The following is a 26,163-nucleotide window of genomic DNA, read 5'->3' as shown; positions in this document are numbered from 1 at the left end:
ATCCTCAAAATTTGATTTAATCATTACTGCTGCTACTGCTGCTATCGCTACTGCTTTTACTACTGCTTGTACTGCTGCTCGAGCTTGACACGGCACTGCGGCGCTGAGCACTCGCAGCACTCTCGGAATCACTGGCCCCGCTGCTAGTGTTGCTGGCCTTCACCGTGATTTTCACCGAACTCGGGTCAGCAGCGTCCAAGTCGTTATCCTTCAATGGAATTGATATCTGTTGGTCAAAACTGCCTGCAGTGGCAATGTTGCTGACATCCACTGGCACGGTCAACGACTTGATCTTATTCAAGACGTCACTGGTCGCAGTGATCTTCACTGTTTTAACACTGCTGGAAACTGTGTAATCCAAATTGTCCTTGCCCTTCTCTGTGGTGAAACTGAGGGGCACGGTCTTGCTGGGTAAACGAATTCCAAGCGTCACGTGAATGGTTTGCGGATCCAATACGGCATTCACAATATTACCGTTGCTATCCAATGCTTGCAATAGGACTTCTTGATTGGCCGTGGCCTTCGTATTGCGACTTAACGGCACATTCGCCACGACCCGGGCAATTTTGCGAATTTCGTCAGTCGCTCCGGTCACTTGCACGGTATCTTGCGAAAGTTTTGGTTGTTCAGTCACGTAACCCTCCGCAATGGCATTTTTGTTATAGGTGACTTGGATGGGGAACTTTTGCGTCTTTCGATTTTGAATATCCACCGTGATGGTTTTGGGTGAAATCGCATAAGTTAATTCCTTGTTCAACCCGGTCGCTTTGAGAGTCACCGTGTGTTTACCCAAACCCAGATGGCGCAAACTTGCAATTACTTCAAAGTTCTGGGTGTTCACAGTCGTCGTCACTAACGACGACGGCCCCTCTAAATCTACGCTGACCTTCTCTGGATAACCTGTAATATAGTATTTATCCGTGTCCGCATCCAAGCGCAACGGCACCTTAATTGTTTCTTTCCGGGTCGCGGAAACGGATTGGCGGTATTGATTATCGGAATTATTTAAAAAAGACAAACTGTTAAAATTGACATAGGTGAATAGGAGTAGCGCAAAGGCTAATGAAATCAGGCGATAGAACCACTTGCTGGTCGTTATCTTAGTCCACATGGTGGTCACCTCCGTTGCTGGCGAAGAAGCGAAGCACACGCTCGCGGATCTTATCCCACTGGTTAGGTTCTTTGTCTTCTACAATAAATTGAGAACGCAAATATTTGAGATACTCATCCTGACTCATATCCTGCATCAATTGACTATTCTTCGTCAATGTCACACCGCCCGTTTCTTCTGAGACAACGATTGTTAAGGCGTCGGTGACTTCACTAATTCCCACGGCAGCCCGGTGCCGCGTCCCTAATTCTTTGGGAATCGTGTTACTTTCAGAAAGCGGTAAATAAGCTGCTGCCACAGCAATCCGATTGTCTCGAACGATGACCGCTCCATCATGAAGCGGCGTGTTCGGAATAAAAATATTAATCAATAATTCACCAGAAATATCCGCATCCAGGGGAATCCCGGTCTCGATGTAATCCTCCAAACCGGTGTGCATCTGAATAGAGATCAGCGCCCCAATACGGCGCTTCGCCATATATTGAATGGCCTTATCCAACTCATTGATCATTCGTTGGGCAATCCGGTTTTGATCTTGCCCTGCCCGTCGCAACAAAGCACCGCGGCCCAGATGTTCCAGGCCGCGACGAATTTCTGGCTGGAAGACGATCACTAACGCAATGACGCCCCAAGTCAGAATTTGATCCATCAGGAAAGAAATGGTGGTCAAATGCAGTAAGGCACTGACTAATTTGACCACAATAATCACGGCGATGCCTTTGACGAGTTGGACAGCCTTGGTACCCCGAATCAACATGATCAGTTTGTAGATCACGTACCAGACCACTAAGATGTCGATAAGGTTGGCCAATGACTGCCAGCTAAGAATATTGGCCCATGGTATTTGCATACATCCACTCCCACTCGTTTTTCTTTGGTTTCAATGTCTCCTCAACCAAAACATTATAGCATAGCAAAGAGGGCGGAGCGCCCCGGGTAGGCCCCGACCGCTAAGAACAGCCTGGACGAAATCCCCCGCACTTGGGGATTTTGACCAGGATGGGCTTAGCGCGAGGGGCCTGGGGCGCGGAGCCCGTTTACACGGATAAATCGGTTCAACAGCCGTGCCAACGCTGCGCAATCTCCGGTGAAATGGGGCTGGAACGTGGTGACGGCGCTGAGCCCCATTTCACCTCCGATTACTCCGCATTGTCACTACACAGTTGCGAAAAAACAGGACAGGCGCCACGCCCATCCTGTCCCAATTGCAAAAAACAATCTTTATTGATTCTTTAACCGCTCAGAAGCGTGTATATTTTAAGATAGTAAGGTTATCACCTCACAGAAAGGAGCAAGACCATGACATCCCGTCAATGGCGTTGGATAATTCGAATCTTTTACTGGCTGTACATTCTGGCCACCGCCTGGTTCGTACAGGATGCCTTCAGCTTTTTAGCATTTAACACTCTGTTGGGGTACATTCCCATTGAGTTGAGCTTTTGGCTACAGCACCATTCGTTTCGCTGGTCTTTGGTGTTTTGGCTAGTCAGTCTAATTTGGCTGCTGTTTTATCCTAATGCACCATATTTGTTGACTGACTTCTTCCATTTGGCCCTGCTCCATCCCTATGCTCCGCTCACCGGGCTATTGCGTAATTCTTTGCCTTTATGGACGCATTTCTTATTGCTGGTGGGAATCGGCATTATCACCGCTGCGATTGCCCAGGTTCAGGCGGAGCACGTCTTACAGCAAGTCAGTGCCCGCCTGCCCGGTAAAGGTGCCAACTGGTTGCCCTGGTTGCGCTTAGTCCTTTATACATTGACCGGCATTGGTATTTACATCGGCCGGTTTTTGCGCCTGCACACGGTCTATTTACTCACTCCCACCTTGATTTGGGGACCACTTAGTCAGATGTGGTCGTGGCATATGATGGGGTTCGTGGTGCTCATGATGGGGCTGCAATATTTGCTCTGGGCAGTCTGGCAATTTAGTCGTCAAGCCACAAATTAACTGCGATGCATCTTGAATTCGAGGAATAGATCGTTATACATGCCGACCGTTTTCAGGCCTAAATCTTCGTAAACTTGCAGTTTGCCGATTGTGTCTGTTGGTGGATAGAATTGCTTATCATTGCGAACATCTTTAGGCAATAACGCCTTGGCCTTGTCGTTGGGAGTCGCATACCCCACGTACAGGGCATTTTGTTTGGCATTTTCCGGACGGAGCATAAAATTCAAGAAGGCATAAATGGCCTTAAAGTGCTTGGCAGTCTTGGGAATGACTAGATTATCAAACCACAGGTTGCTGCCCTCGGTAGGTACCACATAATGCAAGTGACTGTTGTTCGAAAGCATCTCCGAGGCTTCGCCGGACCAAGTGACCGCAATCTTTGCCTCATTTTGAATCATATACATTTTAATTTCGTCTGCGACAATGGCTTTAACATTCGGTGCCAGTTTATCGAGATCGTCTTTAGCCCGCGTCACTTGTGCTCTGGAGCGGGTATTCATGGAATCACCGTTTTTAACCAGCGAAAAACCAAGAATATCCCGCGCTGAATCCACTAACATAATACTGTGGGCAAATTCAGGATTCCAAAGATCCCGCCAATGTTGGATTTGGTCGGCCTTAACGAACTTATCATTGTAAATGATCCCTAGTGTCCCCCAGAAATACGGAATGGAATACCGATTGTCGGGATCAAAGCTCTTATTCATGAAAGAGGGATCAATATTGCCTAGGCCCTTGATTTGCTTCTTGTCCAAGGGCAGTAATAAATGTTCCTTCTTCATTTTTTCAATTGTGTAATCACTGGGTACAGCCAAATCATAACTGGTCCCGCCCTGTTGAATCTTGGTCAGCATGGCTTCATTACTGTCAAAAGTTTCATAATTGACTTGATAGCCAGTTTCCTTTTCAAATTTCTTGATCAGCGCCGGATCGATATAATCGCCCCAGTTGAAAAGATTCAACGTTTTTGCCGAGCTGTCGCCCTGCGCACTCTCTAGTCTTTTAATACCGACCGTCAATAGCAAGCAGGCGGCAACGATGGCAATGAAGAAACTCATTAACTTTTTCATGCCGCATTCCTCGCTTTCTGCTTATTCCGCTTGGTCCGGTTAGACTGGTGAACCTGAATGAAGAAATAAATCAGGACTAAGAGTAGCGCAAACACAAACATCAGAGCAGACAAGGCATTGATTTCCAAAGAAATACCCTGACGAGCTCGAGAATAAATTTCCACAGAAAGTGTGGCAAACCCATTACCGGTCACAAAGAAAGTCACCGCGAAATCATCCAATGAATACGTGAAGGCCATAAAATAACCCGCCACGATTCCCGGGGTGATAAAAGGTAAAATTACCCGGTTTAACACTTGCGGGGCACTGGCTCCCAAGTCGTACGCCGCATCAATTAACGCGTGATCCATTTCCTGAATTCGGGGAAGTACCATCAACACGACGATAGGGATCGAGAATGCGATATGACTGGCCAGCACGGAGCCAAAGCCTAAACTGATTCCTAACATGGTAAAAAGGATCAGGAAGGAGGCCCCAATGATGACGTCTGGTGACACCATTAGCACATTGTTAAGAGATAACATCAAATTGCGCGTACTGGTGCGCTTGCTGGCGGCAATACCCAGCGCTCCCATGGTGCCAACAACAGTGGCAATCAGGGAAGACAAGAGTGCTAACAGCAACGTTTGCAGGACGATTTGAATCAATCGCGTATCCGCAAACAGAGTGCGGTAATTTGCCCACGTAAAGTTCTTGAAGGTGTTCATGGTACTGCCGGAACTAAACGAGAAGTAAATCAAATAAAGAATCGGCAAATACAGCACTAAAAAGACGATGACCAGGTACACCCGGCCTAATCTATTCTTTCGTTGCACCAGTATCAATCTCCTTTCGCTTCCGTTTGTGTTCGCCAGTGAGGGCCATGCTAATGAACATCATGATGATCAAAACAACCCCAATGGTAGAACCCATGCCCCAGTTCATGGTGGTTAAGAAATGCTCTTCGATAGCCGTCCCTAACGTGATCACCCGGTTCCCACCAATCAGGCGGGTCAACATGAACAGAGAGAGTGAAGGAATGAAAACGGCCTGCACGCCAGCGGTAATCCCTTTGCGAGTCAGCGGTAAAATCACTCGGATCAGTGTTTGCCAATTAGTCGCTCCCAAATCGCGGCTAGCGGTCAACAATGCCGGATCAATTTCAGCGATGGCGTTGTAAATTGGCAAAATCATAAACGGGATTTCAATATACGTGGCGACAAAAATAAAACTGAAATCCGTGAATAGAATCTGTTTCGGACCAATGCCGATGAACCCAAGGAATTGGTTCACAGACCCATTTTGGGCAAAAATTCCAATGAAGGCATACGCCTTAAGCAATAAGTTGATCCAGGTCGGCAAGATGATCAACAACAGCCAAAAATCTTTGTGCTTCAATTGATTCAAAAAAAGAGCTGCTGGATAACTGATCAAGACGGTAAACAGGGTGATCAAAAAGGCGTACCAGAAGGAATTCAGAGTCATCCGTAAGTACGTACTGGAGGTCAAATAGGTCACGTAGTTTTGAATAGTTGCCTGGTGATCTAAATTAAAGAATGATTGGTAGACAATCAAAGCCACGGGGGCAATGACGAACAGCAGAATCCACAGCATGTATGGAATGTAATAAATACGTTTGGCGGTGGTATTCACCGATCTCACTCCCCTTCGTATTGCTCCAGCCGAGCGTCAAAGTCCGCTTCTTTTTCATTAAACCGCATCACGTGAATATCTTCCGGTTCAAAGAAGAGACCAATATCGGCATCTTCTTTCACTGGGTTGGTGGAATGGATCAACCATTCGTTGTGATCAGCATCGTAGGCGACCACTTCGAAATGATCACCCCGAAAAAGTTGGGAATCCACTTGGACAATCAATTTACCTTTGTCCGGCGTAGTCACGTCTAAATCCTCTGGCCGCAGCACCACTTCGACGGGTTCGTTGGGCCGCATGCCGGCGTCGGCACATTCAAACCGTTTACCGACAAATTCAACTTCGTAATCTTTGACCATAGTCCCCTTTACGATATTGCTTTCACCAATAAAATCCGCCACAAAGTGATTAATGGGTTCATCATAAATATCCACGGGGGTACCGTTTTGTAAAATGGCGCCCTCATCCATCACAAAGATCTCATCGCTCATGGCTAATGCTTCTTCTTGATCATGGGTGACAAAAACAAAAGTGATCCCCAGTCGTTGCTGCAATTCTCGCAATTCGTACTGCATATCTTGACGCAACTTTTTATCCAGTGCGGATAACGGTTCGTCCAATAATAACAACTCTGGTTCGTTAATAATGGCCCGGGCAATGGCCACTCGTTGTTGCTGGCCGCCGGATAATTCATTAATGTCTCGGCTGGCCAGTTCCTGCAAGTGCACCATCTTTAACGCGTCCATCACCCGCGTCTGAATCTCATCCTTCGGTACGTGGCGAATGGATAGCCCAAATGCGACGTTATCGAACACGTTGAGATGCGGAAAAAGTGCATAGTTTTGAAAGATTGTGTTAACCCGGCGTTTATTCGGCGGCACATTCTTGAGCGGTTTGCCTTGGAACAAAACGGTACCGCTGGTCACACTGTTAAAACCGGCAATCGTCCGTAAAATTGTGGTTTTACCGGAGCCAGAAGGACCCAGTAAGGAATAGAATTTACCCTGGTCCAGTTGGAAATTGATGTCTTTTAATGCCTGAAAATCGCCAAAAAACTTATTCACATGTTGAAATTCAATGATCGGCGTAGTCATGAATGAATGCCTCCTCGAATGCTTATTTGATTGGTTCTGGGTGCTGATTACAAATAAGAATCAGTGGCCACAATTAATGCTTGACTCGGTCCTGCGCTGATTAACTGATGAGGCGCGTCAGCCCGAAAATACATTGCTTCCCCACTATGTGCTGTGTACTGAGCCTCTCCCAGGTGCAGTGTAATGGCCCCCTGCAGACAATAGATAAACGTTTCTGCTGGGGACGGCGGGAACGTCTTATACGCACCAGCTGCGTGAAACGTCAACAGCACTGGTTCCATTTGCTTCTCATTAGAATCGGGGACCAACCATTGTAAAACATAATGAGCGTCAGTATCTTCATATACCGTTTGTTCAGCGGGAGTATAAACGACCCGGGGAGCTTTGGCTCCTTCTGCAAAAAAAGCTGCCGGGCTAGTCCCCAATACCTCCAAAATTGAAAAGAAGGTATCCAAAGACGGCGATGATTGGTTGTTTTCCAGCTGAGAAATAAACCCTTTAGAAAGATCAGTCCGTTCACCCAATTCTTCTTGGGTCAGATTCTTTTGAATACGCAAATTTCGGATTCGTGAGCCAATATCCAAGTTTGCCGCCTGCTTTCTGACAATGGTTTTGCAGTACTAAACCAAATGTTTAGTACAACGACCATTATACGGAACCAATCAGCCAGTGCAAGCAAAAAGTCCAAAAAGATTCGAGGAAAATCCATTCAACAGTTATAATATGTATCAGAACATACCAGAAAGGATCAGATACATGGCGCAGAATCGGGCATTGAGTTTGACAGGCGACCCGGCCCACCCGTATGTGTGGGTCACATCCGCACTGAAGGCGGCAAGCAAACTGCCAGCTGACGAAGTGATCGTCCAAATCACATACAGTCATATTAATCACAAAGATCGGCTGGCATTAGACCCCGCCAACAAAGTCATTCCGGCCGCAGCTTATCCCCGGATCGGCGGAATTGATTTAGCCGGCGTTGTTGCCGTCTCCAAACATCCCATGTGGCCAAAGGGCACCCCAGTACTGGCCACTGGTTTTGATATCGGCATTACCCGGGATGGCGGGTTTGCGGAATACTGTCAATTGCCCATTCGGTATCTGGTCCAGCTACCGGATCATTTATCAGCAGAACAGGCAATGCAAATGGGCACCGCTGGCTTGACGGCTGGTGCCGCTCTCGCTGAAATGTTTCGTAATCCCCGTCTAGTAGCCAAAGATAGCCCGCTTTTGATCACTGGCGGGCACAGCGACGTGGCCCGCATTGCGGCGGGTATTTTGCATCACCGTGGTTTTACCAATGTGACAGTGAATACAAATCATCACTGGCCGGCCCCATCACGGCCGCTAGCCCACGCAAAATACGCCGCCGTCCTTGATACAGTGGGCGGCGACGCATTAAGTCATTTATTGCCTCAGATGATGCCTAACGGTGCAGTACTCGCCGTGGGCAACCTGGGCGAGGGTCGGCTGGACACTTCCATTTTTCCCTTTATCTTGCGTGGTGTCCGATTAATTGGAATTGATTCAGTGCATTTACCAATCAGCGATCGGGCAGAAATTTGGCAGCTACTCGCAACAAACTTGGCGCCGCAGCCATTTCCGCCACACACCACAATCCCCTTTGCGGAGTTACCGAATGCATTGCGCAGCCAGGTACCGACTCCGCTGACGGCTGTGCAGATCGCACATTAAACCGGTTCATCCCCGCTGCTTAACACCAGAGTTTCAGCAAAATTGATTTGTTGCCGCATCTTTGCCGCCATCTCTGGTGAAATGCGGCCCGCTTCAAACATTTCCTGAACAGCGCTTCGTTCAGCCGCTAAAGCGGTTTGACGGAGCGTTTTTAGTTGGGTCGCATATTGATCGTTACGAGGTGACGAGAGACTCTTGAGATGCGCGATCCGCGCCCGGTACCGGGTAATCACCCGATAGATTGTTTGCGGTGAAATATCCGCCGCCTGAAACGCATGGGTCTTACTCATCTTGGAGATTCCTTTAATGGCCCCTTTGGCCAGTTCCCGATCCACAAACAACTGCTCATTGTAAAAAGGATGGTCCAGTTCGCGCGTGTTGCTAGCGCTCACTCGGGTCAAAATGGCCTTGATCCGCGCCAACAATCGTCGCCCGCTGGCAACCCAGGGGTGAAAACGATTATCCAGCATGGCTGCATAATCTGCCTCTTGCGTGCGCAGGCGATGCACATTTTGTGTATAAGTCGTCGCTTGAATTAGGTTTTCACGCCACAACCGATCCAGTGCAATCCTTTCCTGCTGAACGGAAATAATCCGTAATCGCAAATCTTCCGCCAATGTAGGCGACACCCGGCGATCACCGTTTGTGCCAACTTGGCGCAATTGTCTCTCATATTCATCAATCAGATTGAGCACCGCTTGCTGGTTTTCCTCATGCCGTTCACCCTCCAGGGCGGTAATCGCGACCCGCAACGCGTAACTCTGGGCCTGGTCGTTGGTGAGCAAACCGCCACTTTGCTCAGCGGCCGTAGCGGTGTCATCATCCTCTTCCTCAGTCGCATTCACTGAACTACCACGGGATCGAAACGCACCACTGCCTGGACTGAGCAAAGGCAAAAATACAGCGGCCATCACCAAGCTCAAAATGACGGTCCCCGCAGCGACAAACAGTAACAGGGAACGTTCAGGGAATGGTGCACCGCCTTCGATCGTTAATGGCAAAGACAGGACCGCGGCCATGGAAATGGCACCCCGGACACCGGACAAGCCGCTTAACAGCGCTGTACGAACACTGGGCCGTTGAGCATTTGGCGTCCGCCAGTAATACAACAGCGCCGCCCCATAGGTCCACCCCATCCGGATCAGTACGAGCATTAACCAAAAGGCACCCACGTAACCAACCGCCTTAAAAGTGTTGATCCCCGGATCGGTGATGGTCTGCCCAAAGGCCACGGGCAGTTCGATCCCCAAAATCAAAAATACGAGACCGTTCAAAATATAGACCACCAATTGCCAGGTCCGCTTGGTGACGATTCGTAATTCAGGAATCGCCGCAAAGTTAACTGATCGCTGGGACGCCATGATCCCGGCCAATACAACCGCAATGACCCCGGACGCGTGGAATACCTCTTCTGACAGCAGATACACCACGAAGGGCACGATCAACGACAAAATAGTATGCAGTAATACATCGGAGATTCCTTGGTTAAGGAGCCACGCCTGCAAGGCATGGAACACTAACGCTAACACGATGCCGACCAAGGCACCCACGATACTGATGTAAAAAAAGTCAAGGATTGCGGCGGTGGGGTTGAACACACCACTGACAGTGGCATTCACGCCATATTTGAAACCAATTAACCCGCTGGCATCGTTGATCAAACTTTCGCCAGCCACCAGATGCAAAATATAATTGGGTAATTTAGCTCGACGGGCGATGGACTCTACAGCAATGGGGTCAGTTGGGGACATAATGGCCGCAAAAGCGAAAGCAGCCGCTAAAGGTACCGTGGGCAGCAGCCAATGAAAAAACAAGCCGCCAACAAATGTGGCGACAAAGACAAGCAAGATGGCATTGGTAATAATCGGGCCTTTTAATTCCCACAACTGGCGCTTGGGAAAAGTAGCCCCATCGTTATACAGGAGTGGCGCAATAAAAAGCAGCGTGAACCAGTCCGATTCCAGGGGAATTTTAACGGCAAAGAACAGTGCCAAGATTAACCCCACGGTAATCTGAATCAAGCTGATGGGGACGGCCACCCAATAATGGCTAATGATATTAGACAGGACCACCAAACTGACCAGCAAAATGACCCCTTCAATTAAAGCAATTTGCATCAACCATCACCATCCTTCTCCCAATCGTACTGAATGTTAAACCAACTCGCCCACGGGTTCCTCACCGATAATACGGACCTCTGTTTCTAACCGGACACCGAACTTGCCCCATACCGTGTGCTGGATTAAATGGATCAATTCCAAATAATCAGAAGCCGTGGCATGATCGATATTCACGATAAAGCCCGCGTGCTTCATGGATACCTGGGCCCCGCCAATTTGCTTGCCCTGCAGTCCAGCCTTAATAATCAGCGGACCAGTATAGTGACCGGTCGGCCGCTTAAAGACACTGCCGCATGAAGGATATTCCAACGGCTGCTTGGCAGCCCGCTGACCATTCACATCGTCCATTTTGGCCCGAATCTGGGTCTTGTTGCCCTTTGCGAGATGGAAGGTGGCGGTTAATACAATGCCGTCATTTTCCTGAATCAAACTATGCCGATAAGCAAAATGCATCCCGCGACCGACGGCTTGATGTTGCGCGCCGCTGCGGTCTAAATAAGTGAACGCACTGGCCACATCTGCCACTTGGCCACCGTATGCACCAGCATTCATGAACACTGCCCCGCCAATACTCCCAGGAATTCCAGCGGCAAATTCCAGACCGGTAAGTCCGGCCTGCCAGGCAGTTTCTGCCACATCAATGATCCGTGCGCCAGCCTCTGCGACAATATCCGTCCCAACGACTTTGATTTGGTTCATTTTTGTCAAAATCAATACCAAACCACGAATACCACCGTCCCGGACGATTAAATTGGAAGCATTGCCCAAAACAGTCAAAGGAATATTTTCTTCTTCAGCAATGGCCACGAGCCGGATCGTTTCTTCATGACTGTGGGGGAAAACCAGCCAATCAGCCCGGCCGCCCGTCTTAGTGAACGTATATTTAGATAATGGTTCATCCACCAATGGGGTGAACCCAGCATTTTTTAATTCCATCGTAAAATCGACCTGTGTTAACATATGTCACCCGTTCTCTCATCATTGTTAGGTCTAGTTTAGCACAACCTGTTTAATCGTTGGCTGCTTTGCGTTTACTCCGCTGAACTGATATTCTTTCTTTGAGGTGGAACAAAATGAAACTCATTTCCTGGAATGTTAACGGGCTGCGGGCCGTGTTGAAGAAAGGCTTTCTTGCCACGTTCACGGCACTCGACGCCGATATTTTTTGTATTCAAGAAACAAAAATGCATGCGGGCCAGGCGGAAGTCAATACGCCAGGGTACCATCAATATTTCAATTACGCGGAACGCAAGGGTTACTCCGGTACCGCCGTATTCACGAAATACGAACCATTACATGTAACTTACGGGATTGCGCCATTCTTCGACGATGACGAAGGGCGGGTCATTACCTTGGAATTCCCCAAATTCTATTTGGTCAACTGTTACACTCCTAACTCAGGCGGCGAACTTAAGCGGCTAGACTTTCGTGGCGGCTGGGATGAGGCCTTCCGGGCATACCTGGTGGCTCTAGACAAGAAAAAGCCGGTCATTTTTTGCGGCGACTTGAATGTAGCCCACGAAGAAATTGATATTAAAAACCCGACTAGCAACCACCACAGTGCAGGCTTCACCGATCAAGAACGGGCCGATTTCACGATGCTGTTAAATGAAAACTTCATTGATTCGTTCCGACATTTTCACCCCACTCAAGTCACTTATTCTTGGTGGAGTTACCGGTTCGCGGCCCGCTCGCGCAATGCCGGTTGGCGTATTGATTATTTCTGCTTTTCCAAACGGTTACTACCGCAATTAACTGATGCCCAGATTCTCACGACGATCCTCGGTTCCGACCATTGCCCCGTTGAGTTGGATACCACTAATGAGCTGGCGCCGGACCAAGACCCTGTTAATAAGGAGGAATCGCCTGCGTGAACTTTGTCGCCATGGATTTTGAAACCGCCAATGCGCGCCCCGACAGTGCCCTTTCACTAGCTCTGGTGGTGGTCCGCAATAGCGAAATCACTGACTCTTTTTATACCTTGATCAAACCCCAAACGAAATTGGATTGGCGCAATACTAAGATCCACGGAATTCATACTGCGGATGTAGCGGATTCACCCACGTTCGATCAGGTGTGGCCGCATATTGCCCACTTTTATACAGCAGACAAGCTGGTCGCCGCGCATAATGCTAGCTTCGACAGCCGCGTATTACGAGAGACCTTAGCCAGCTACGCCATTGATGTTCCGCGATACTTACTGATCGATACAGTCCGCACTTCGCGGCGTTTTTACCCGGATATGAAAAATCATCGACTGAACACCGTGGCCGCTAACCTCGGCTTTGACTTGCGCCAGCATCATAATGCACTGGCAGACAGCATTGCTTGTGCACAGATCTTGCTGCAAGAGGAAGCCGCTTTTGGGGATGATGCGTTGAAGAAGTTCGTTAAATTAGTTTAGTAATACCAAAAAGCTGATTGAGCACCCATCGCCCAATCAGCTTTTTTAGACAAGTTCAAAACATTAGTTATCTTCGTGGCTGCTCCACGTGACATCCTCGTAGCGCATGTACTCTTCTCCCACGGCTGTAATTTTAATCCGCCGAGCGTCATCGTCGCGACCGGTGCGATCCAGAGCGATGCGAACATAATCTTCTGGCAGCAACGCTGGAATGAACTGAGACCACTCAACAACACTCACGCCGTCGCCTTCGAAATATTCTTCGAGACCTAGGTCTTCTGCGCCGCCGTTCTCTAACCGATAAATATCCATATGGTAGAGCGGAATCCGCCCCTCCGGGTATTCCCGAATCAAGGTGAACGTAGGGCTCTTAACTGGTCTCGAAATACCCAAACCGCGAGCAATTCCCTTGGTCAATGTCGTCTTGCCAGCGCCTAAGTCACCGTCCAGCAAAATGACATCACCCGGTTGTGCTAATTCGCCCAAGGCTTTGCCTAAACGAATCGTTTCTTGAGCACCATTTGTTTCGATTTCGCGCATAGATTCACTTCCTAATGATGGTTCAAAGTTTGAGCGGCCGTGATAATGGCCAGTTTATATACATCCTCTTCATTGGATCCCCGGGATAAATCAGACACCGGTTTGTTCAAGCCTTGCAAAATTGGACCGATGGCTTCGAAATGACCGAAGCGCTGAGCAATTTTATACCCAATATTACCAGATTGTAAATCAGGGAAGATGAAGACTGTGGCTTCACCAGCCACAGTGGAGTCTGGTGCCTTCTGGTGGGCAACTGAAGGTACGAAGGCGGCATCAAACTGTAGTTCGCCGTCTAGGCTCAATTCAGGGGCAAGCTCATGGGCAATCTTGGTGGCCTCGGCAACTTTATCCACTTGCGGGGCCTTTGCGGATCCTTTGGTGGAGAAGCTCAACATGGCGACATGGGGTTCAATATCGAATAATTTGGCGGTTTCTGCAGAATCCACCGCAATTTCGGCTAATTCCTGTGCAGATGGATCAATGTTGATGGCGCAATCGGCAAAAATATACCGTTCCGCATCTCGGCCCCGTTGCATAATGAACGCACCACTAGTGCGGGACACCCCCGGCCGGGTCTTGATGATTTGCAAGGCTGGCCGGACCGTATCGCCGGTGGAATGAACAGCGCCAGATACCATGCCGTCTGCCTGATCTGTATAGACCAGCATTGTCCCAAAGTAATTCGGGTCGCGCAGCATCTTTTCGCCCTGTTCCTTAGTATTTTTACCCTTGCGCCGTTCCACAAAAGCATCCACTAATCCTTCATAACCCGCATAATTGTCGGGATCAAGAATTTGAATACTGCCCAGGGTAAAACCGGCCTTCTTCGCTGCCGCTTCCACCGCTGCTGGCGCACCCAACAAGATTGGCGTCAAAATACCCTCCGCGTTCAACCGCACAGCTGCCCCAATAATCCGCGGCTCAGTGCCTTCAGGAAAGACGATGCGAATGTTTTTCCCCTTAATTTTCTCCTGTAAGCTTGCAAATAAGTCCATATGTTTTAATAACCTCCAAAAAATCGGCCACCAAGTGACCAGAGTTCATGCTCGTTTATCATACCGTGAAATCGTTATCTTGTATAGAGAGGGCGGAGACCAGCGGTTAGAAGCGTAGGCGTAAGAGCAAAGACCCAGAAAACCGCACTTAGGTTTTATGGGTCTTTGCTCTTACGCCCTAGCTTCTGCTGGTCTCCGCCCGTTTATGGGAGTAGGCAGAAAACTCGCACTTAAGTTTTACACCTGCCCGGCCTTATCTCNTAGCTTCTGCTGGTCTCCGCCCGTTTATGGGAGTAGGCAGAAAACTCGCACTTAAGTTTTACACCTGCCCGGCCTTATCTCCTAGCTTCTGGTCCGCGGAGCCCGTTTATGGGGACGCGCAGAAAACCCGCAGTTTTTTTGCACCTTCGCTCTAGCCCCTGGTCGGCGCAGCCCGTTTAAATAGAGGCGGCCCGGCCCAGCCAATTCGCCAAAACGCAGCGAATCTCGAATGAACATCCACCCCTCAGTCCACATCCGCCTTCTCCGGTAACTGCCAATTAATCGGCGATTCCCCCAGCTCTGCCAACGCGGCATTGGCCCGCGAAAACGGCCGCGAGCCAAAGAATCCCCGACTGGCGGATAACGGACTGGGGTGGGCGGAAGCAATAATTCGATTCCGTTCCTTATCAATTAACGGAATTTTTTTCTTGGCAGCATTTCCCCACAGGATAAAGACCACCCCACCCCGGGCAGATAAAGCTTTGATCGCCGCATCAGTCAATGTTTCCCAACCTTTGCCGGCGTGGGAAAAAGCATCACCGGCACGAACGGTGAGCACCGAGTTCAACAGCAGTACGCCTTGTTGTGCCCAGCTCTTTAAGTAGCCGTGGTGAACTGGCGGATAACCCAGATCAGCCTGCAATTCTTTATAAATGTTTTGCAAAGAGGGGGGGACTGGCACACCCGGCAGCACTGAAAAACTCAACCCATGGGCTTGGTGGGGATTGTGATAAGGGTCCTGGCCAAGAATCACGACCTTTACCTGGCTAAAAGGTGTCCATTCGAACGCCTGAAAAATATGATGCATCTCCGGATAAATCGTATGATGCGCATATTCCACTTTCAAAAATTCATGCAGCTGACCGTAATATGGTGCTGCAAACTGTTTTTCTAACACTTCCTGCCAATCATTGTGAATCAAGACCTTCACTATCTATTCACCTTCCCAAAGTGCACTGTTTTCAGTTCCACTGTACCAAAGAATGACCAAGGGTAAAAGCCGCTCTGGCGCCAGATTATGCTAAACTAAAGAGGCAAGATCTTTCTCCGCCTGCGGGTGAAGGTCAGTCAATTAAAATCGGATTGTCTTTTTCAAGTCGTTCTCGGAAAGGAATATCACTATGTTAAAACTAATTGCCTCAGATATGGACGGCACATTATTGAACGATCGCATGACCGTCTCCGACGCCAATATCGCCGCCATCGAACGGGCCAACGAGGCGGGAGTCGAGTTCGTGGTGGCTACTGGCCGCGGCCTCAGTGAAGCCCAGCCTTTGGTGTCTGGACTCAAAGTTAAACCGGCTTTCATCACATTGAATGGTGCACGGGTATTCTCCGAAAATGGTGAACTCCTAGTGGATCTGCCCATCCCCCGCGAACTGATCACTGGTGTCCGTAAAGATTTAGAGGCTCAAGGATTTTATTATGAATTGGTCACTGACCGCGGCATTTTCTCGGAAAGTAAAGTCCGCCGGATTCAAAACGTCGCAGACTTACTGACGCGGTTGAACCCGGACACATCCTTCAAAATTGCAGTGGTCTTGGCCAGTGCTCGACTGGAGTTAATGGATATTCATTACGTCGATACTTTTGACAGCCTGCTCCTTGATCCGACTGTCGAAGTGCTCAAAATCCTTGTTTTTGATGCGCGGGGACAATCCGCCTTTGCGGATATTCGGGCCAAATACGGCGAAGATCACGGTGTCGTGATTACCTCCAGCTCGGATAACAACATCGAAATCAACAACATCGAAGCGCAAAAGGGGTTGGCTTTGACCCGGCTTGCCCGGATGCGAGGGTACGACATTGCAGACGTGATGGCCATTGGCGACAACTTGAACGATCGTTCCATGATTGAAGCCGCCGGCATTGGCGTCGCGATGGGCAATGCCATTCCAGAGATTCGCCAAATTGCCACCCATATCACTGGTACCAATATTCAAGATGGCGTCGCTCAAGCCATTGACTGGGGGTTAAGCCAAAAGGATCGGCGCCGCACGAAGGAGCGGTCATAATATGCGTCTTTATGTGCCAGCAGATCATAACGCTTTGGTGAAAGTCACGGATGAAAAAAACAGTCCCCACTACCTCATTCAAACGATTCGCTCTTTTGAATTGAACGGTGTTCGGGTTCTTTCTCTCAGTGCAGACACATTGGGTGAAGCGCGTCAATCATCGCTCAATTTATTACCGCGCTACACCCTGGTGGTCGATGAGCAAGAAGTCGGCCAAATCAATCGGTTAGCCGGCGTGTGGCGAGAAGTCCTATTCGTGTCTGGATTAAACTGGCTCCTCGTCGGGGATATTACTAGGAATCAATATACTGGTTACCATGGTAGTAAAAAGGTGCTTACTGTGGATACTTTGGCAACCGTCGATGATGCCAATTATTTTATTGTCGACGTGACCGAGTCCAATGATGAGGTTCCCGCCCTCCTTGTCGCCGCCACTCTCAATCGCTGGCGGAAAGTTTCCATCCGTGCCGGCGTCCGTGGGTTGTTTCACCAAAAAAAGCGAGCCTACGACCTCGGCGAAGACTTCACCCGTTTCACCAACCGGCAAAAATAAAAAGCGCAAGCCGCTGGTTTTTTCCACCAGCGGCTTGCGCTTTTTCCATGTCTCAAATTAAATATCCAATACCATATGATGATATTTATGATCACCAATCATCTGTTCACCGATATTCCGGTAGCCATTCTTCACGTACAACCGCTCGGCCTTCGGGTTCGTCAAATCCACATTCAACGAGATCCGATGCAAGCCCGTTTGCTGCACATATTCTGGCAGTGCCTGGAGCAGAGCGGTGGCGACCCCATGACCCTGCGCGGCCGGATCTACAGCCAGGGAATCTAGATACCATTCACCAGGACGGGCTTCCTTATCCGTGAACAACCGATAGTCAGCCGGCAGCCCCACCTTGGGCCATAATGGGCGCAAGGCATCATCCACGTGAGCTTCGTCTTTTTCTGGGTATCCCACCGCCACACCAATCACTTGGTCTTGATCATCGGTGGAGACGAGCGTGCGCCGATAGCTGTACCGGTAATCTTCCGTTTTAAAGGCCTCCGTAAGCTCCGCAAACAATACCCGCTTTGGAATTTGCGCCATCGTTTTAAGTTCCATTTCATCAAAAATTTGATCGATAATGGGCAGCACCGCCGCCACATCCGTTTTCTTTGCCATTCTAATCACTGTGCATACCTCCTCCAATCAGTGTACCGATTCATTGGACGCTTGCCAACCGCTCTACTCATCAGTGTAACAGATGTGTGTCAAAGGCTTTGCAACGGGTTCCATATGGTAGTCAAAGCCGGTTGAATGCGGTAAAATCTTAATGATTCGTGAACATTCAGAACAGCTAATTCGAGGAGCGATCCATGGTTTGATTATCTTGATGCAGCACCAAGTTCAGCATGTACAACTCAGCGAAGGGGAGAAAATTCTTGCAAGTCACTTTTAAAGACGTCACGCTATCCTATGACGGTAAGCGGGACATTTTAAAGCACCTAAACTTTGTTATCCAAGAAGGGTCCCTGGTATGTCTACTCGGTCCATCCGGTGGTGGTAAGTCCACCACGTTGAACCTCATTTCAGGTTTACTGGCACCCACCGGTGGACACATCTTTTTTGATGACGCCGATGTGACAAAAAAAGATGCCCTTGGCCGTAAAGTCGGTATGGTATTCCAAAACTACGCCCTTTATCCGCATTTGACCGTCCTTAAGAATATCGAATTTCCATTGAAGATGGCAAAAATGTCCAAGGCCGATCGAACCAAAAGGGCCAAGGAATTGGCTGCTTTAGTCCATGTGGAAGATCAATTGGATAAGAAACCCGGTGAACTATCTGGCGGCCAGCAACAGCGGGTCGCCATCGCCCGGGCACTGGCTAAGGAACCCAGCATTCTGCTATTGGATGAACCATTATCCAACTTGGATGCCCGGTTGCGGATTGAAATGCGTGAAGAAATTCGTCGGATTCAGCGTGAAACCGGCGTCACCACCGTTTTCGTCACCCATGATCAAGATGAAGCAATGCACATCTCAGATCAGATCATGGTCTTGCACGACGGTCATATTCAGCAATTTAGTACGCCAAAGAAATTGTATGCCAGTCCGGATAATTTATTTGTCGCGCAATTTATCGGGGAACCGGTGATTAATTCCATCCCGGCCACAGCGCTCAATCATGATCTGGCCGGGATTGTGCCTGACAGCATTTTGACCCAGGCCCAGACCGCTGGGATTCGGCCAGAGGCTTTGACACTGCCGCAGCGTGCCCTAGACCCATTAGTCACCTTGCACGGCAAAGTCTTGGAATTCGATCAATTCGGCCGGGAATCCACCGCTAATATTGATTACAACGGTTACCAATTGATTAGTACAGAAATGAGCCAGTTAGCACACGACACGAAGGAATTAGACTTCACATTGGAAAAGAAGGGTTTCTTCCTGTTTGATGCAGATGGTAAGCGCATATTCGGCGGTGATACGCCGATGGTCTTGGTCGGCGACCAATCGGCCCAAAAGGACCCCGCCGCCGCGCCAACTGAATCTGGTGGTGACACACATGCTGAATGAGAAGCCGACGGTTAAATCGTCCATTAAGGCGTATCTGTATCTATTGCCCATGCTGGTGATCACTTTCACCTTCAATATTTACCCGATCATTAAGTCGTTTTTGATGAGTTTTTACACCAAATACGATTTTTACACCGACGTGGTCTCGGCTTACGGTTTCAGCAATTTCACCTATTTGTGGAACGATCCAGATTTCCACTTGGCAGTACGCAACACCCTGGTCTTCGTAGTCGGTGTGGTGCCGCTGAACATCATTATTTCTTTATTCATTGCCCTACTGTTGAATAAAATCAAACGGTTTGCCGGTGCCTTCCGGACAATTTACTTCTTGCCCTTCGTCACCAGTACAGTAGCCATTGCCCAAGTGTGGAACTGGATTTACCACTCCGACTATGGTTTATTGAATTATTTTCTCGGACTAGTGGGTATCAATCCGATCAACTGGTTGAATGATCCCAATTGGGCCATGCCGGCGTTAATTATTATGTCCATCTGGAAGGGTTTAGGATTCAATATCGTCCTCTTCCTGGTGGGCTTGAACAACATTAACACCCGCTATTATCAGGCTGCTGAAATCGACGGTGCCGATTCCTGGCACCAGTTTACCAACGTGACTTTACCGTTACTCTCACCGATTACATTCCTGGTGACCATCAATGGTGTCATTGGTTCCTTCAAAGTCTTTGATGAAATCTTCGCCCTCTTCCAAGGATCGTCAGGTCCTTCCAAATCGGCGTTGACGATCGTGTACTACCTGTATGAAAAGTTCTACACCGAATGGAAATATGGGATTGCTGCGGCCAGCGGGGTCGTGCTATTCTTCCTGATTCTGTTAGTGACTTTGATTCAGCTCTGGTATAGTCGCAAGCACGTCCATTATTAAGGAGGGAGAAATCATGAAAAAAGTCGCTTCAATTTTACGCTACACGATTCTGACTCTGGGTGCACTCATCATGATCCTGCCTTTCTTCTGGATGCTGTCCACGTCATTGAAGACACAACCAGAAACTGTGCAAATTCCTCCAGTCTGGATTCCCAAGCAGTTGCAATGGGGTAACTACGTCGAAGCCTTCAAGGCTGCGCCTTTCGCCCGTTATTTCGTTAACTCTGTGATCGTCACCGGGGTGACCACCATAGGCCAATTATTTACCAGTATTTTGGCGGCCTTTGCATTCAGCAAGCTGCGGTTTTGGGGTAAAAATATTTTGTTCCTAATTTTCTTAGGCACTATGATGATTCCTGGGGAAATGTTGATCATCCCGAACTTCGTCACACTGTCCAACATGCATTTGGTCAACACGTATGGCGCTTTGATCCTACCTTGGTTAGCCAGTTTCTTCACCGTCTTTACGCTTCGCCAAACGTTCAACAGTGTTTCGGATCAGACATATTTTGCCGCCAAAATTGATGGTGCATCGGATTGGCGTTTTCTTTGGCACATCCTTGTACCAATGTCCAAATCCACCATCACCGCAGTCACTGTGTTACAGGTCATTGGTTCATGGAACGCCTTCATGTGGCCTTTGATCGTGACGAATGATGAGAATATGCGGACTCTACCAGTGGGGTTGCAAGCGTTCACGACGGATGCTGGTACCAACTTTGCGCTGTTGATGGCAGCCTCCACATTTGTTATTATTCCTATGGTTGTTGTTTACATTTTCCTTCAGAAGTACATTATTGCAGGTATTTCCAACTCAGGATTGAAAGGATAGGTAATGATGAAGAAGCATACTTGGTTGAAAGTCTTGGCCTCGACTGTCACCGTCGTATTAGCTGCCCTCGTATTAACCGGGTGCGGTAATAGCAACAGTTCCAATTCTTCAAGCAGCAAGGGTTCTAATTCCGGTAAGAAAGTAGAGATCACGTTCTGGCATGGTATGAACGGTCCCTACCAAAAAGCACTGAATTCCATTATTGATGATTTCAACAAGTCCCAATCGAAATACGTGGTCAAAGGGACTGCTCAGGGTAACTATACTGCTCTGCAGCAAAAGATTATGGCTGCTGCCAAATCACGCAGCCTGCCCACAATTTCCCAAACCACCTATACCACCGTACCGGATTATAGTAAGAGTAATTTGATTGCTCCCCTGGATGAATACATGCTGTCTGGCAGCGATAAATTGACCAGCAGTGATCTGAAGGATATCTACCCCGCCTTCTTGAAGAGTTCCAAGTATCAAGGCAAGTACTATTCCATTCCTTTCTCCAAGTCGACCCGGATCTTGTATTATAACCAAGCCATCTTGGACAAATACAACATTGCGAAACCAAAGACCTGGAACGATATCGTCAAGGCTGGCGATAAGTTGAAAGCTGATGGCATTTACGGCATGGGCTTCGATCGTTCCTGGGATATGGAATTTGAAGGTCTGGCTCGGCAAGCGGGCAATCCGTTGATCGCTCCAGGATCTTTGAAGGTTAACTTGAACACTGCCGATACATTAGAAGCAGTGAACTTGATCAATAACATGGTCAAGAACAAGACGGCTAAAACAGCCGGTGCAGATAACTACTTTACCCAGGGCTTTATTCAGGGCAAGGCAGCGTTCTACGCAGGTTCTTCCGCCGGTGTGACACAAATGGTTGCCCAAGCACCCAAGACTTTGAAGTGGGGGACAATGCCACTGCCGAGTTACAAGGGCAAGAAGGCGACTGAAGTAGCCGGTAATGATATCGTCATGTTTAAGAGTGCCAGTGCAGATCAAAAGAAGGGTGCTTGGCAGTTCATGAAGTTCCTGCTTTCCTCAAAGGAGACCGCTAAGTGGGCCATGGCGACTGGTTATGTGCCGTTGCGTAAATCAGCAATGGACACCGCCGATTACAAGAAGTATTTGCAAGAAAAGCCTTATAACAAGGCCGCTGTTGATTCTTTGGATGATGGTTTCCAATCGACTGCCTTCCTTGGATTCTCCGAATATCGGAACGATCTGCTCGAAGCTGTGGATAAGATGATCTCTAAGAACGCTGATCCCAAGACGACGATGGATCAACTGCAAAAGACCACCGAAAATATTATCAAAGAGAATAAGCAGTAATCTTCAAACAGTTTAATTAAACAATGACCACGGGGCCAGGCAACGTAACTGTTGACTGGCCCCGTTTTTTCGAAAGAAAGGACTTAATTTATGACCACATTACGATTTTTGAATGGCTTAGACACCATCGGCGGCAACATTGTAGAAATTGCCCAGGGCGACAGCCGGATCATTATGGACTTTGGCATCACGGATTTAGATCCGCAACTGACCGTTCCAGAAATGCTGGCGAAGCATCAACTACCCCATCTGCCAGAACTTTTTTTACCAAACACCCCCGACCATTTTCACCATGAGGCCATCTTTATTTCCCATTTGCACATTGACCACATGGGTGCGTTAAAATATCTGCAAAGCGATATTCCCATTTATTTGAGCCCAGAGGCCTACAAACTATACAATGTAATGATTGCCGAAAAGATGGAGGGCCCGGTGGCTAATCTGCATATCCTGCCTTATGAGACACCATTGAGCGTGGGCAACTTGACCGTCACCGGTTTTGCCAGCGATCATGACACAGTCGGCGCGATGGCTTTATTGGTCCATGACGGTCAGCACTACTTCGCCCACAGTGGTGACGTACGCTTGAATGGACCCCACGCTCAGCGCGTGTTAAACTGGTCAAGAGTCCTACAGGAAAAACGGGTCAAAGTATTTATGTTAGAGGGCACCACTTTTAGTTTTGACGCACCAGTGCCCGTGGAAGATACTGACCATCCCGCTATTCCTCTCACGGAGGAGACGCTCGCGCAACGCTTTACTCAGCTGCTCACGAACCCGGTGACACCATCGACGCAATATGTGTTGAATGTGTATCCGCGGAATGTGGAGCGGATGCTGACGTTAAACCAGATTGCGTTAACCAATCATCATCCAATTCTTTGGGAACCTCAATTTGCTGCGATTATGCATGCTTTTGCACCGGCCGCAACGATTCACACGATTACAGAAGACAACTTAAATGAGCTTAAACAAGTGCCTGGACGCTTTGTCCTGCAAAACACATTCAACCATCTTGATCGATTGGCCGACTTGCCCCATCCCACTATTTACTTACATTCAAACGGTGAACCATTAGGGGATTATGACCCCCGTTTTGCTGTGTTAAAAGAAAAAATAGCGGATTGGGATATTGAATTACAGTTCATGTCGGCCACTGGTCATGCCCGCAAAGAAGATTTAATTAAACTGGCTGATCTAGTCCACGCTCAAATTATTGTCCCCTGGCACACGTTCCATCCCCAAGCTATGGCTGATGCATTGGCCCCAACGTATAGCGACGTACTCTTACCTGAACGGGACCTTTACTACGAGATGTAACACCACTTTTTAAACGAAAAACGGAAGAGGGAATTTTTTTATGGCAAATGATTCGTTGCCTGAACAACTAAAACAAGAACTACTGCGTACCAAGAAAACAACTAAAGAACTGGCCGGGGATATTGGTATCTCTTATGCCTCATTACAATCTTATTTAACCGGGCGCACCCAACCAGGGGCAAAGAACCGGGGAATTCTAGAAACCTACTTTGAAAAAGCGGCCAAAGAGATTGCTGAGCAGAAACCAGAAGAAATTGCCGCAGAGAGCAAAAATGAACCAGAAGAAGAATTGGATACGCCATTAATGACGGATTATTCCATTTACATGGACGAGAGCTTCGATCCCGATCAACAAAGTCGCGGCAATAATCAAATCGTCGTCAGTGGTATTTTGGTTCCGCAGCTCGAAGAAGCCAGCTCACTGAAGAAGTTTCAAAATGCCCTTTATCCGTTTGGCTGGGATAAAGGCGATGAAGTCAAGGCACACTTCAAGACCAATGATAATATCGTCAAGATCCTGCAGTTGAGCCATGATAAGTATATCGATTACGCTGGGTTGAAGACTGAGAAGATTCCCGTTTTGCTTACCCGCAACCAGGCCAATGAACGATTCTCGCAAGTATTTCCTTACGTCCGGTTGCTCAGTGAATTAATCGGTCATACGTTAGCAGGTAAGAAACTGCCCCAGCTGAACCTGACGATCACGATGGATCATTCCCCTATCATCGACGAGAACCAGTTACGGATGGTTCGGGAGAGCATTCAAAAGCACCTGTTCTTAAAATATGGGCAACGTTCCAGCATTTATATCACCGGTGCTGACTCTAAGGATCGTTTAGGTTTGCAATTGGCCGACTTCTTAGCGAATTATTTGAACCGGGTCGCAGCTAACTCCATCGAACCGGTGATTGATTTAATTCCATTCAACAATGATAATTCGGCCATGGCCCAACAATTCGTTTACTTCTACGGCTTGCAAGATCAGCGGATTCAATATTCCGCTCTCGCAGCGGCGACCACTGAAGCAAAGGAAAAAGAAGCCGCCAATCAATCACCACAAGAAGCACAGTCCACAGCACCAACCAAGCCAATCACTTCTGCTGCTGCAACTAATAGTACGCCGCACGGTCAAAGTCAGGTTCAAAGCCAGGCAGCTACCAATCAATTAACGGTCACCACGCCGAATCAAAATCGACCAGCGGTCATCCAGTCTAACCATAGCAACAATAACAATAATAACAGCCACGCTCCGGTACCGACGCGCAAGGCGCCCATCATTCATAAACTGGATGCCCACCTTAGCCGGCCTGTACCCACTTCAACCCAACATTTCACCTCTGGGTCCAAGGGTGAAAGTACAACTAACCATAGTACCAAGAATACCGCCTCGACTGACGACAAAGGTCCGGTCGCCCCGAAAGAATCAGTGCAAGATATCGAAAAAGTCGTCGATTTCTTACAGGAATTGCTCCCATTGACTCAATCGGTGCTGCGTCATTCACCTGAGAAAGAACAAGAAGAATACAAGGATACCATCAAAGGACTCACCACAATTATCTTCAACGTCTTACCAGTGGCTATGAAAGGTCAACTGGTAACCGGGAAGCCGCGTAAATCATTGCAAAATATTACTGATTTGCTAGTGGCTGTCCACAATGCTGAAAAGACGATTCCAAACTTGAAGATTAAGGATAAGCATGGTCAATTGACCGCTGCTCGCACGATCCTAGAGAACACACTGGAATGGGCTAAGAAACACAACGTCAGTCCCGTTGCTGCCGATTAATTAATTCAGTGCATACAAAAACACCACCGTCATTAAATTTGACGGTGGTGTTTTTTTGCGACCTGGAATCAATATCGCTGCTTCAAGGCACGATCGATATCGCGTTGTTGTTCTTTACGTTTCAACGTTTCACGTTTGTCATAGTCGTGCTTACCCTCACCGACACCGATGAGGATCTTGGCAAAACCATGTTTGAGATACGCCTTCAACGGCACGATGGTGATCCCCTTTTGCTGTACGACCCCAGCTAATTTGGCAATCTCACGCTTTTTAAGCAAGAGTTTGCGACTGCGCAATGGATCCGCGTTAAATTGATTACCCTGCTTGTACGGCGAGATATGCACGTTCTCCAGCCAGACTTCACCGTTACGCACCCGCGCGTAGCCATCCCGCATATTCATCTTACCGGCCCGGACAGACTTAATCTCTGTACCAGTTAAGGCAATCCCTGCTTCATAGGTATCTAGAATATTGTAGTTATGGGACGCTTTTTTGTTTTGCGCTAATTGATTGGCCGGCTTTTGTTTTTCTTTCTGTTTTGCCACGCATACTCACCATCCTTTG

25 protein-coding genes and 1 pseudogene are annotated in these 26,163 nt (G+C 48.3%); 12 read left to right on the top strand and 14 right to left on the bottom strand.

The window, feature by feature from the left end:
* Window positions 1-16: 16 nt before the first annotated feature.
* Window positions 17-1,111: a CdaR family protein gene (locus FD09_RS06525; protein WP_057819542.1), complete on the bottom strand. Its 1,095-nt coding sequence runs from the start codon at window positions 1,109-1,111 to the stop codon at window positions 17-19.
* On the bottom strand, window positions 1,101-1,961 hold the full coding sequence (cdaA, locus tag FD09_RS06520) for a diadenylate cyclase CdaA (protein WP_057819541.1): 861 nt from the start codon (window positions 1,959-1,961) through the stop codon (window positions 1,101-1,103). Before cdaA ends, FD09_RS06525 begins: the two co-directional genes overlap by 11 nt.
* A 449-nt stretch (window positions 1,962-2,410) precedes the next feature.
* On the opposite strand from cdaA, the gene FD09_RS06515 reads away from it, so the two are divergent.
* Window positions 2,411-3,061: a DUF1361 domain-containing protein gene (locus tag FD09_RS06515; protein WP_057819539.1), complete on the top strand. Its 651-nt coding sequence runs from the start codon at window positions 2,411-2,413 to the stop codon at window positions 3,059-3,061.
* Here FD09_RS06515 and FD09_RS06510 read toward each other — a convergent pair.
* The 5 genes from FD09_RS06510 to FD09_RS06490 are packed head-to-tail and all read right to left on the bottom strand — an operon-like array spanning window position 3,058 to window position 7,441.
* Complete coding sequence (locus tag FD09_RS06510; RefSeq protein ID WP_057819537.1) at window positions 3,058-4,131, bottom strand: ABC transporter substrate-binding protein; 1,074 nt, start codon at window positions 4,129-4,131, stop codon at window positions 3,058-3,060. The two genes, FD09_RS06515 and FD09_RS06510, sit on opposite strands and share 4 nt — an antisense overlap.
* On the bottom strand, window positions 4,128-4,946 hold the full coding sequence (locus tag FD09_RS06505; protein ID WP_057819535.1) for an ABC transporter permease: 819 nt from the start codon (window positions 4,944-4,946) through the stop codon (window positions 4,128-4,130). Before FD09_RS06505 ends, FD09_RS06510 begins: the two co-directional genes overlap by 4 nt.
* The gene (locus FD09_RS06500) at window positions 4,930-5,724 is read right to left on the bottom strand and encodes an ABC transporter permease (protein ID WP_057819618.1); all 795 of its coding nucleotides are present in this window, start codon (window positions 5,722-5,724) and stop codon (window positions 4,930-4,932) included. The genes FD09_RS06505 and FD09_RS06500 overlap by 17 nt, the downstream gene beginning before the upstream one ends.
* Before the next feature lie 44 nt (window positions 5,725-5,768).
* Window positions 5,769-6,857 (bottom strand): ABC transporter ATP-binding protein, encoded by a 1,089-nt coding sequence (locus FD09_RS06495; protein WP_057819532.1) that lies wholly within the window; start codon window positions 6,855-6,857, stop codon window positions 5,769-5,771.
* 47 nt (window positions 6,858-6,904) lie between these two features.
* On the bottom strand, window positions 6,905-7,441 hold the full coding sequence (locus FD09_RS06490) for a helix-turn-helix domain-containing protein (RefSeq protein ID WP_057819530.1): 537 nt from the start codon (window positions 7,439-7,441) through the stop codon (window positions 6,905-6,907).
* Between the two features lie 139 nt (window positions 7,442-7,580).
* On the opposite strand from FD09_RS06490, the pseudogene FD09_RS17080 reads away from it, so the two are divergent.
* A pseudogene (locus FD09_RS17080) lies at window positions 7,581-7,964 on the top strand (alcohol dehydrogenase catalytic domain-containing protein); the annotation flags it as partial.
* Between the two features lie 584 nt (window positions 7,965-8,548).
* Here the strand turns inward: FD09_RS17080 and FD09_RS06480 are convergent.
* Together FD09_RS06480 and murB are read right to left on the bottom strand one after the other, a co-directional pair.
* Entirely contained in the window at window positions 8,549-10,669 is a 2,121-nt protein-coding gene (locus tag FD09_RS06480) for a cation:proton antiporter (protein WP_057819527.1), read from the bottom strand.
* 36 nt (window positions 10,670-10,705) lie between these two features.
* A complete protein-coding gene (gene murB / locus FD09_RS06475; protein WP_235812224.1) occupies window positions 10,706-11,608 on the bottom strand; it encodes a UDP-N-acetylmuramate dehydrogenase in 903 nt (300 codons plus the stop codon).
* 137 nt (window positions 11,609-11,745) lie between these two features.
* On the opposite strand from murB, the gene FD09_RS06470 reads away from it, so the two are divergent.
* A complete protein-coding gene (locus FD09_RS06470) occupies window positions 11,746-12,546 on the top strand; it encodes an exodeoxyribonuclease III (RefSeq protein ID WP_057819523.1) in 801 nt (266 codons plus the stop codon).
* The gene (locus FD09_RS06465) at window positions 12,543-13,076 is read left to right on the top strand and encodes a 3'-5' exonuclease (protein WP_057819521.1); all 534 of its coding nucleotides are present in this window, start codon (window positions 12,543-12,545) and stop codon (window positions 13,074-13,076) included. Before FD09_RS06470 ends, FD09_RS06465 begins: the two co-directional genes overlap by 4 nt.
* Window positions 13,077-13,139: 63 nt before the next feature.
* On the opposite strand, the gene tsaE is transcribed toward FD09_RS06465, so the two are convergent.
* The 3 genes from tsaE to FD09_RS06450 all read right to left on the bottom strand — a co-directional run bounded on the left by tsaE (window position 13,140) and on the right by FD09_RS06450 (window position 15,803).
* The gene (gene tsaE, locus FD09_RS06460) at window positions 13,140-13,616 is read right to left on the bottom strand and encodes a tRNA (adenosine(37)-N6)-threonylcarbamoyltransferase complex ATPase subunit type 1 TsaE (RefSeq protein ID WP_057819518.1); all 477 of its coding nucleotides are present in this window, start codon (window positions 13,614-13,616) and stop codon (window positions 13,140-13,142) included.
* 11 nt (window positions 13,617-13,627) lie between these two features.
* A complete protein-coding gene (gene pta / locus FD09_RS06455; protein ID WP_057819516.1) occupies window positions 13,628-14,611 on the bottom strand; it encodes a phosphate acetyltransferase in 984 nt (327 codons plus the stop codon).
* A 505-nt stretch (window positions 14,612-15,116) separates the two neighbouring features.
* Complete coding sequence (locus tag FD09_RS06450; protein ID WP_057819513.1) at window positions 15,117-15,803, bottom strand: uracil-DNA glycosylase; 687 nt, start codon at window positions 15,801-15,803, stop codon at window positions 15,117-15,119.
* A 190-nt stretch (window positions 15,804-15,993) separates the two neighbouring features.
* On the opposite strand from FD09_RS06450, the gene FD09_RS06445 reads away from it, so the two are divergent.
* Both FD09_RS06445 and FD09_RS06440 read left to right on the top strand, forming a co-directional pair.
* On the top strand, window positions 15,994-16,887 hold the full coding sequence (locus FD09_RS06445; RefSeq protein ID WP_057819511.1) for a Cof-type HAD-IIB family hydrolase: 894 nt from the start codon (window positions 15,994-15,996) through the stop codon (window positions 16,885-16,887).
* A gap of 1 nt (window position 16,888) precedes the next feature.
* Window positions 16,889-17,440, top strand: a complete 552-nt coding sequence (locus tag FD09_RS06440) for an LURP-one-related/scramblase family protein (protein ID WP_057819509.1) — start codon at window positions 16,889-16,891, stop codon at window positions 17,438-17,440.
* Window positions 17,441-17,497: 57 nt separating this feature from the next.
* Here the strand turns inward: FD09_RS06440 and FD09_RS06435 are convergent, their stop codons facing one another.
* Entirely contained in the window at window positions 17,498-18,055 is a 558-nt protein-coding gene (locus tag FD09_RS06435) for a GNAT family N-acetyltransferase (protein WP_157053706.1), read from the bottom strand.
* Window positions 18,056-18,315: 260 nt separating this feature from the next.
* On the opposite strand from FD09_RS06435, the gene FD09_RS06430 reads away from it, so the two are divergent.
* From FD09_RS06430 to FD09_RS06405, 6 genes are all read left to right on the top strand, one after another.
* Window positions 18,316-19,452, top strand: a complete 1,137-nt coding sequence (locus FD09_RS06430) for an ABC transporter ATP-binding protein (protein ID WP_083487610.1) — start codon at window positions 18,316-18,318, stop codon at window positions 19,450-19,452.
* Window positions 19,442-20,335 (top strand): carbohydrate ABC transporter permease, encoded by an 894-nt coding sequence (locus tag FD09_RS06425; protein WP_057819504.1) that lies wholly within the window; start codon window positions 19,442-19,444, stop codon window positions 20,333-20,335. Before FD09_RS06430 ends, FD09_RS06425 begins: the two co-directional genes overlap by 11 nt.
* A 13-nt stretch (window positions 20,336-20,348) precedes the next feature.
* Complete coding sequence (locus FD09_RS06420) at window positions 20,349-21,167, top strand: carbohydrate ABC transporter permease (protein WP_415649990.1); 819 nt, start codon at window positions 20,349-20,351, stop codon at window positions 21,165-21,167.
* 6 nt (window positions 21,168-21,173) lie between these two features.
* Entirely contained in the window at window positions 21,174-22,493 is a 1,320-nt protein-coding gene (locus tag FD09_RS06415; RefSeq protein WP_057819616.1) for an ABC transporter substrate-binding protein, read from the top strand.
* Between the two features lie 90 nt (window positions 22,494-22,583).
* Window positions 22,584-23,813 carry an MBL fold metallo-hydrolase gene (locus tag FD09_RS06410; protein WP_057819500.1) on the top strand — a complete coding sequence of 410 codons (1,230 nt, stop codon included), beginning with the start codon at window positions 22,584-22,586 and terminating at the stop codon, window positions 23,811-23,813.
* A gap of 40 nt (window positions 23,814-23,853) precedes the next feature.
* Window positions 23,854-25,599, top strand: coding sequence for a helix-turn-helix domain-containing protein (locus FD09_RS06405; RefSeq protein ID WP_057819498.1), 1,746 nt, complete (start codon window positions 23,854-23,856; stop codon window positions 25,597-25,599).
* 68 nt (window positions 25,600-25,667) lie between these two features.
* Here the strand turns inward: FD09_RS06405 and smpB are convergent, their stop codons facing one another.
* A complete protein-coding gene (smpB, locus tag FD09_RS06400) occupies window positions 25,668-26,144 on the bottom strand; it encodes an SsrA-binding protein SmpB (protein ID WP_057819497.1) in 477 nt (158 codons plus the stop codon).
* Window positions 26,145-26,163 lie beyond the last annotated feature (19 nt).

It is taken from the genome of Schleiferilactobacillus perolens DSM 12744, from assembly GCF_001435585.1.
GTDB classification, from domain to species: Bacteria; Bacillota; Bacilli; order Lactobacillales; family Lactobacillaceae; genus Schleiferilactobacillus; species Schleiferilactobacillus perolens.
Note: the sequence above shows the minus strand (reverse complement) of the source record. Positions and strands in the feature narration are given on the sequence as shown.

Coding starts and splice junctions, on each gene's coding strand:
- FD09_RS06480 (WP_057819527.1), bottom strand. CDS start 10,669: ATGCAAATTGCTTTAATTGAAGGGGTCATTTTGCTGGTCAGTTTGGTG.
- FD09_RS06435 (WP_157053706.1), bottom strand. CDS start 18,055: ATGGCAAAGAAAACGGATGTGGCGGCGGTGCTGCCCATTATCGATCAA.
- cdaA (WP_057819541.1), bottom strand. CDS start 1,961: ATGCAAATACCATGGGCCAATATTCTTAGCTGGCAGTCATTGGCCAAC.
- FD09_RS06425 (WP_057819504.1), top strand. CDS start 19,442: ATGCTGAATGAGAAGCCGACGGTTAAATCGTCCATTAAGGCGTATCTG.
- pta (WP_057819516.1), bottom strand. CDS start 14,611: ATGGACTTATTTGCAAGCTTACAGGAGAAAATTAAGGGGAAAAACATT.
- FD09_RS06470 (WP_057819523.1), top strand. CDS start 11,746: ATGAAACTCATTTCCTGGAATGTTAACGGGCTGCGGGCCGTGTTGAAG.
- FD09_RS06510 (WP_057819537.1), bottom strand. CDS start 4,131: ATGAAAAAGTTAATGAGTTTCTTCATTGCCATCGTTGCCGCCTGCTTG.
- FD09_RS06405 (WP_057819498.1), top strand. CDS start 23,854: ATGGCAAATGATTCGTTGCCTGAACAACTAAAACAAGAACTACTGCGT.
- tsaE (WP_057819518.1), bottom strand. CDS start 13,616: ATGCGCGAAATCGAAACAAATGGTGCTCAAGAAACGATTCGTTTAGGC.
- FD09_RS06515 (WP_057819539.1), top strand. CDS start 2,411: ATGACATCCCGTCAATGGCGTTGGATAATTCGAATCTTTTACTGGCTG.
- FD09_RS06440 (WP_057819509.1), top strand. CDS start 16,889: ATGCGTCTTTATGTGCCAGCAGATCATAACGCTTTGGTGAAAGTCACG.
- FD09_RS06500 (WP_057819618.1), bottom strand. CDS start 5,724: ATGCTGTGGATTCTGCTGTTCGTCATTGCCCCCGTGGCTTTGATTGTC.
- FD09_RS06495 (WP_057819532.1), bottom strand. CDS start 6,857: ATGACTACGCCGATCATTGAATTTCAACATGTGAATAAGTTTTTTGGC.
- FD09_RS06415 (WP_057819616.1), top strand. CDS start 21,174: ATGAAGAAGCATACTTGGTTGAAAGTCTTGGCCTCGACTGTCACCGTC.
- FD09_RS06445 (WP_057819511.1), top strand. CDS start 15,994: ATGTTAAAACTAATTGCCTCAGATATGGACGGCACATTATTGAACGAT.
- FD09_RS06410 (WP_057819500.1), top strand. CDS start 22,584: ATGACCACATTACGATTTTTGAATGGCTTAGACACCATCGGCGGCAAC.
- FD09_RS06525 (WP_057819542.1), bottom strand. CDS start 1,111: ATGTGGACTAAGATAACGACCAGCAAGTGGTTCTATCGCCTGATTTCA.
- FD09_RS06420 (WP_415649990.1), top strand. CDS start 20,349: ATGAAAAAAGTCGCTTCAATTTTACGCTACACGATTCTGACTCTGGGT.
- murB (WP_235812224.1), bottom strand. CDS start 11,608: ATGGAATTAAAAAATGCTGGGTTCACCCCATTGGTGGATGAACCATTA.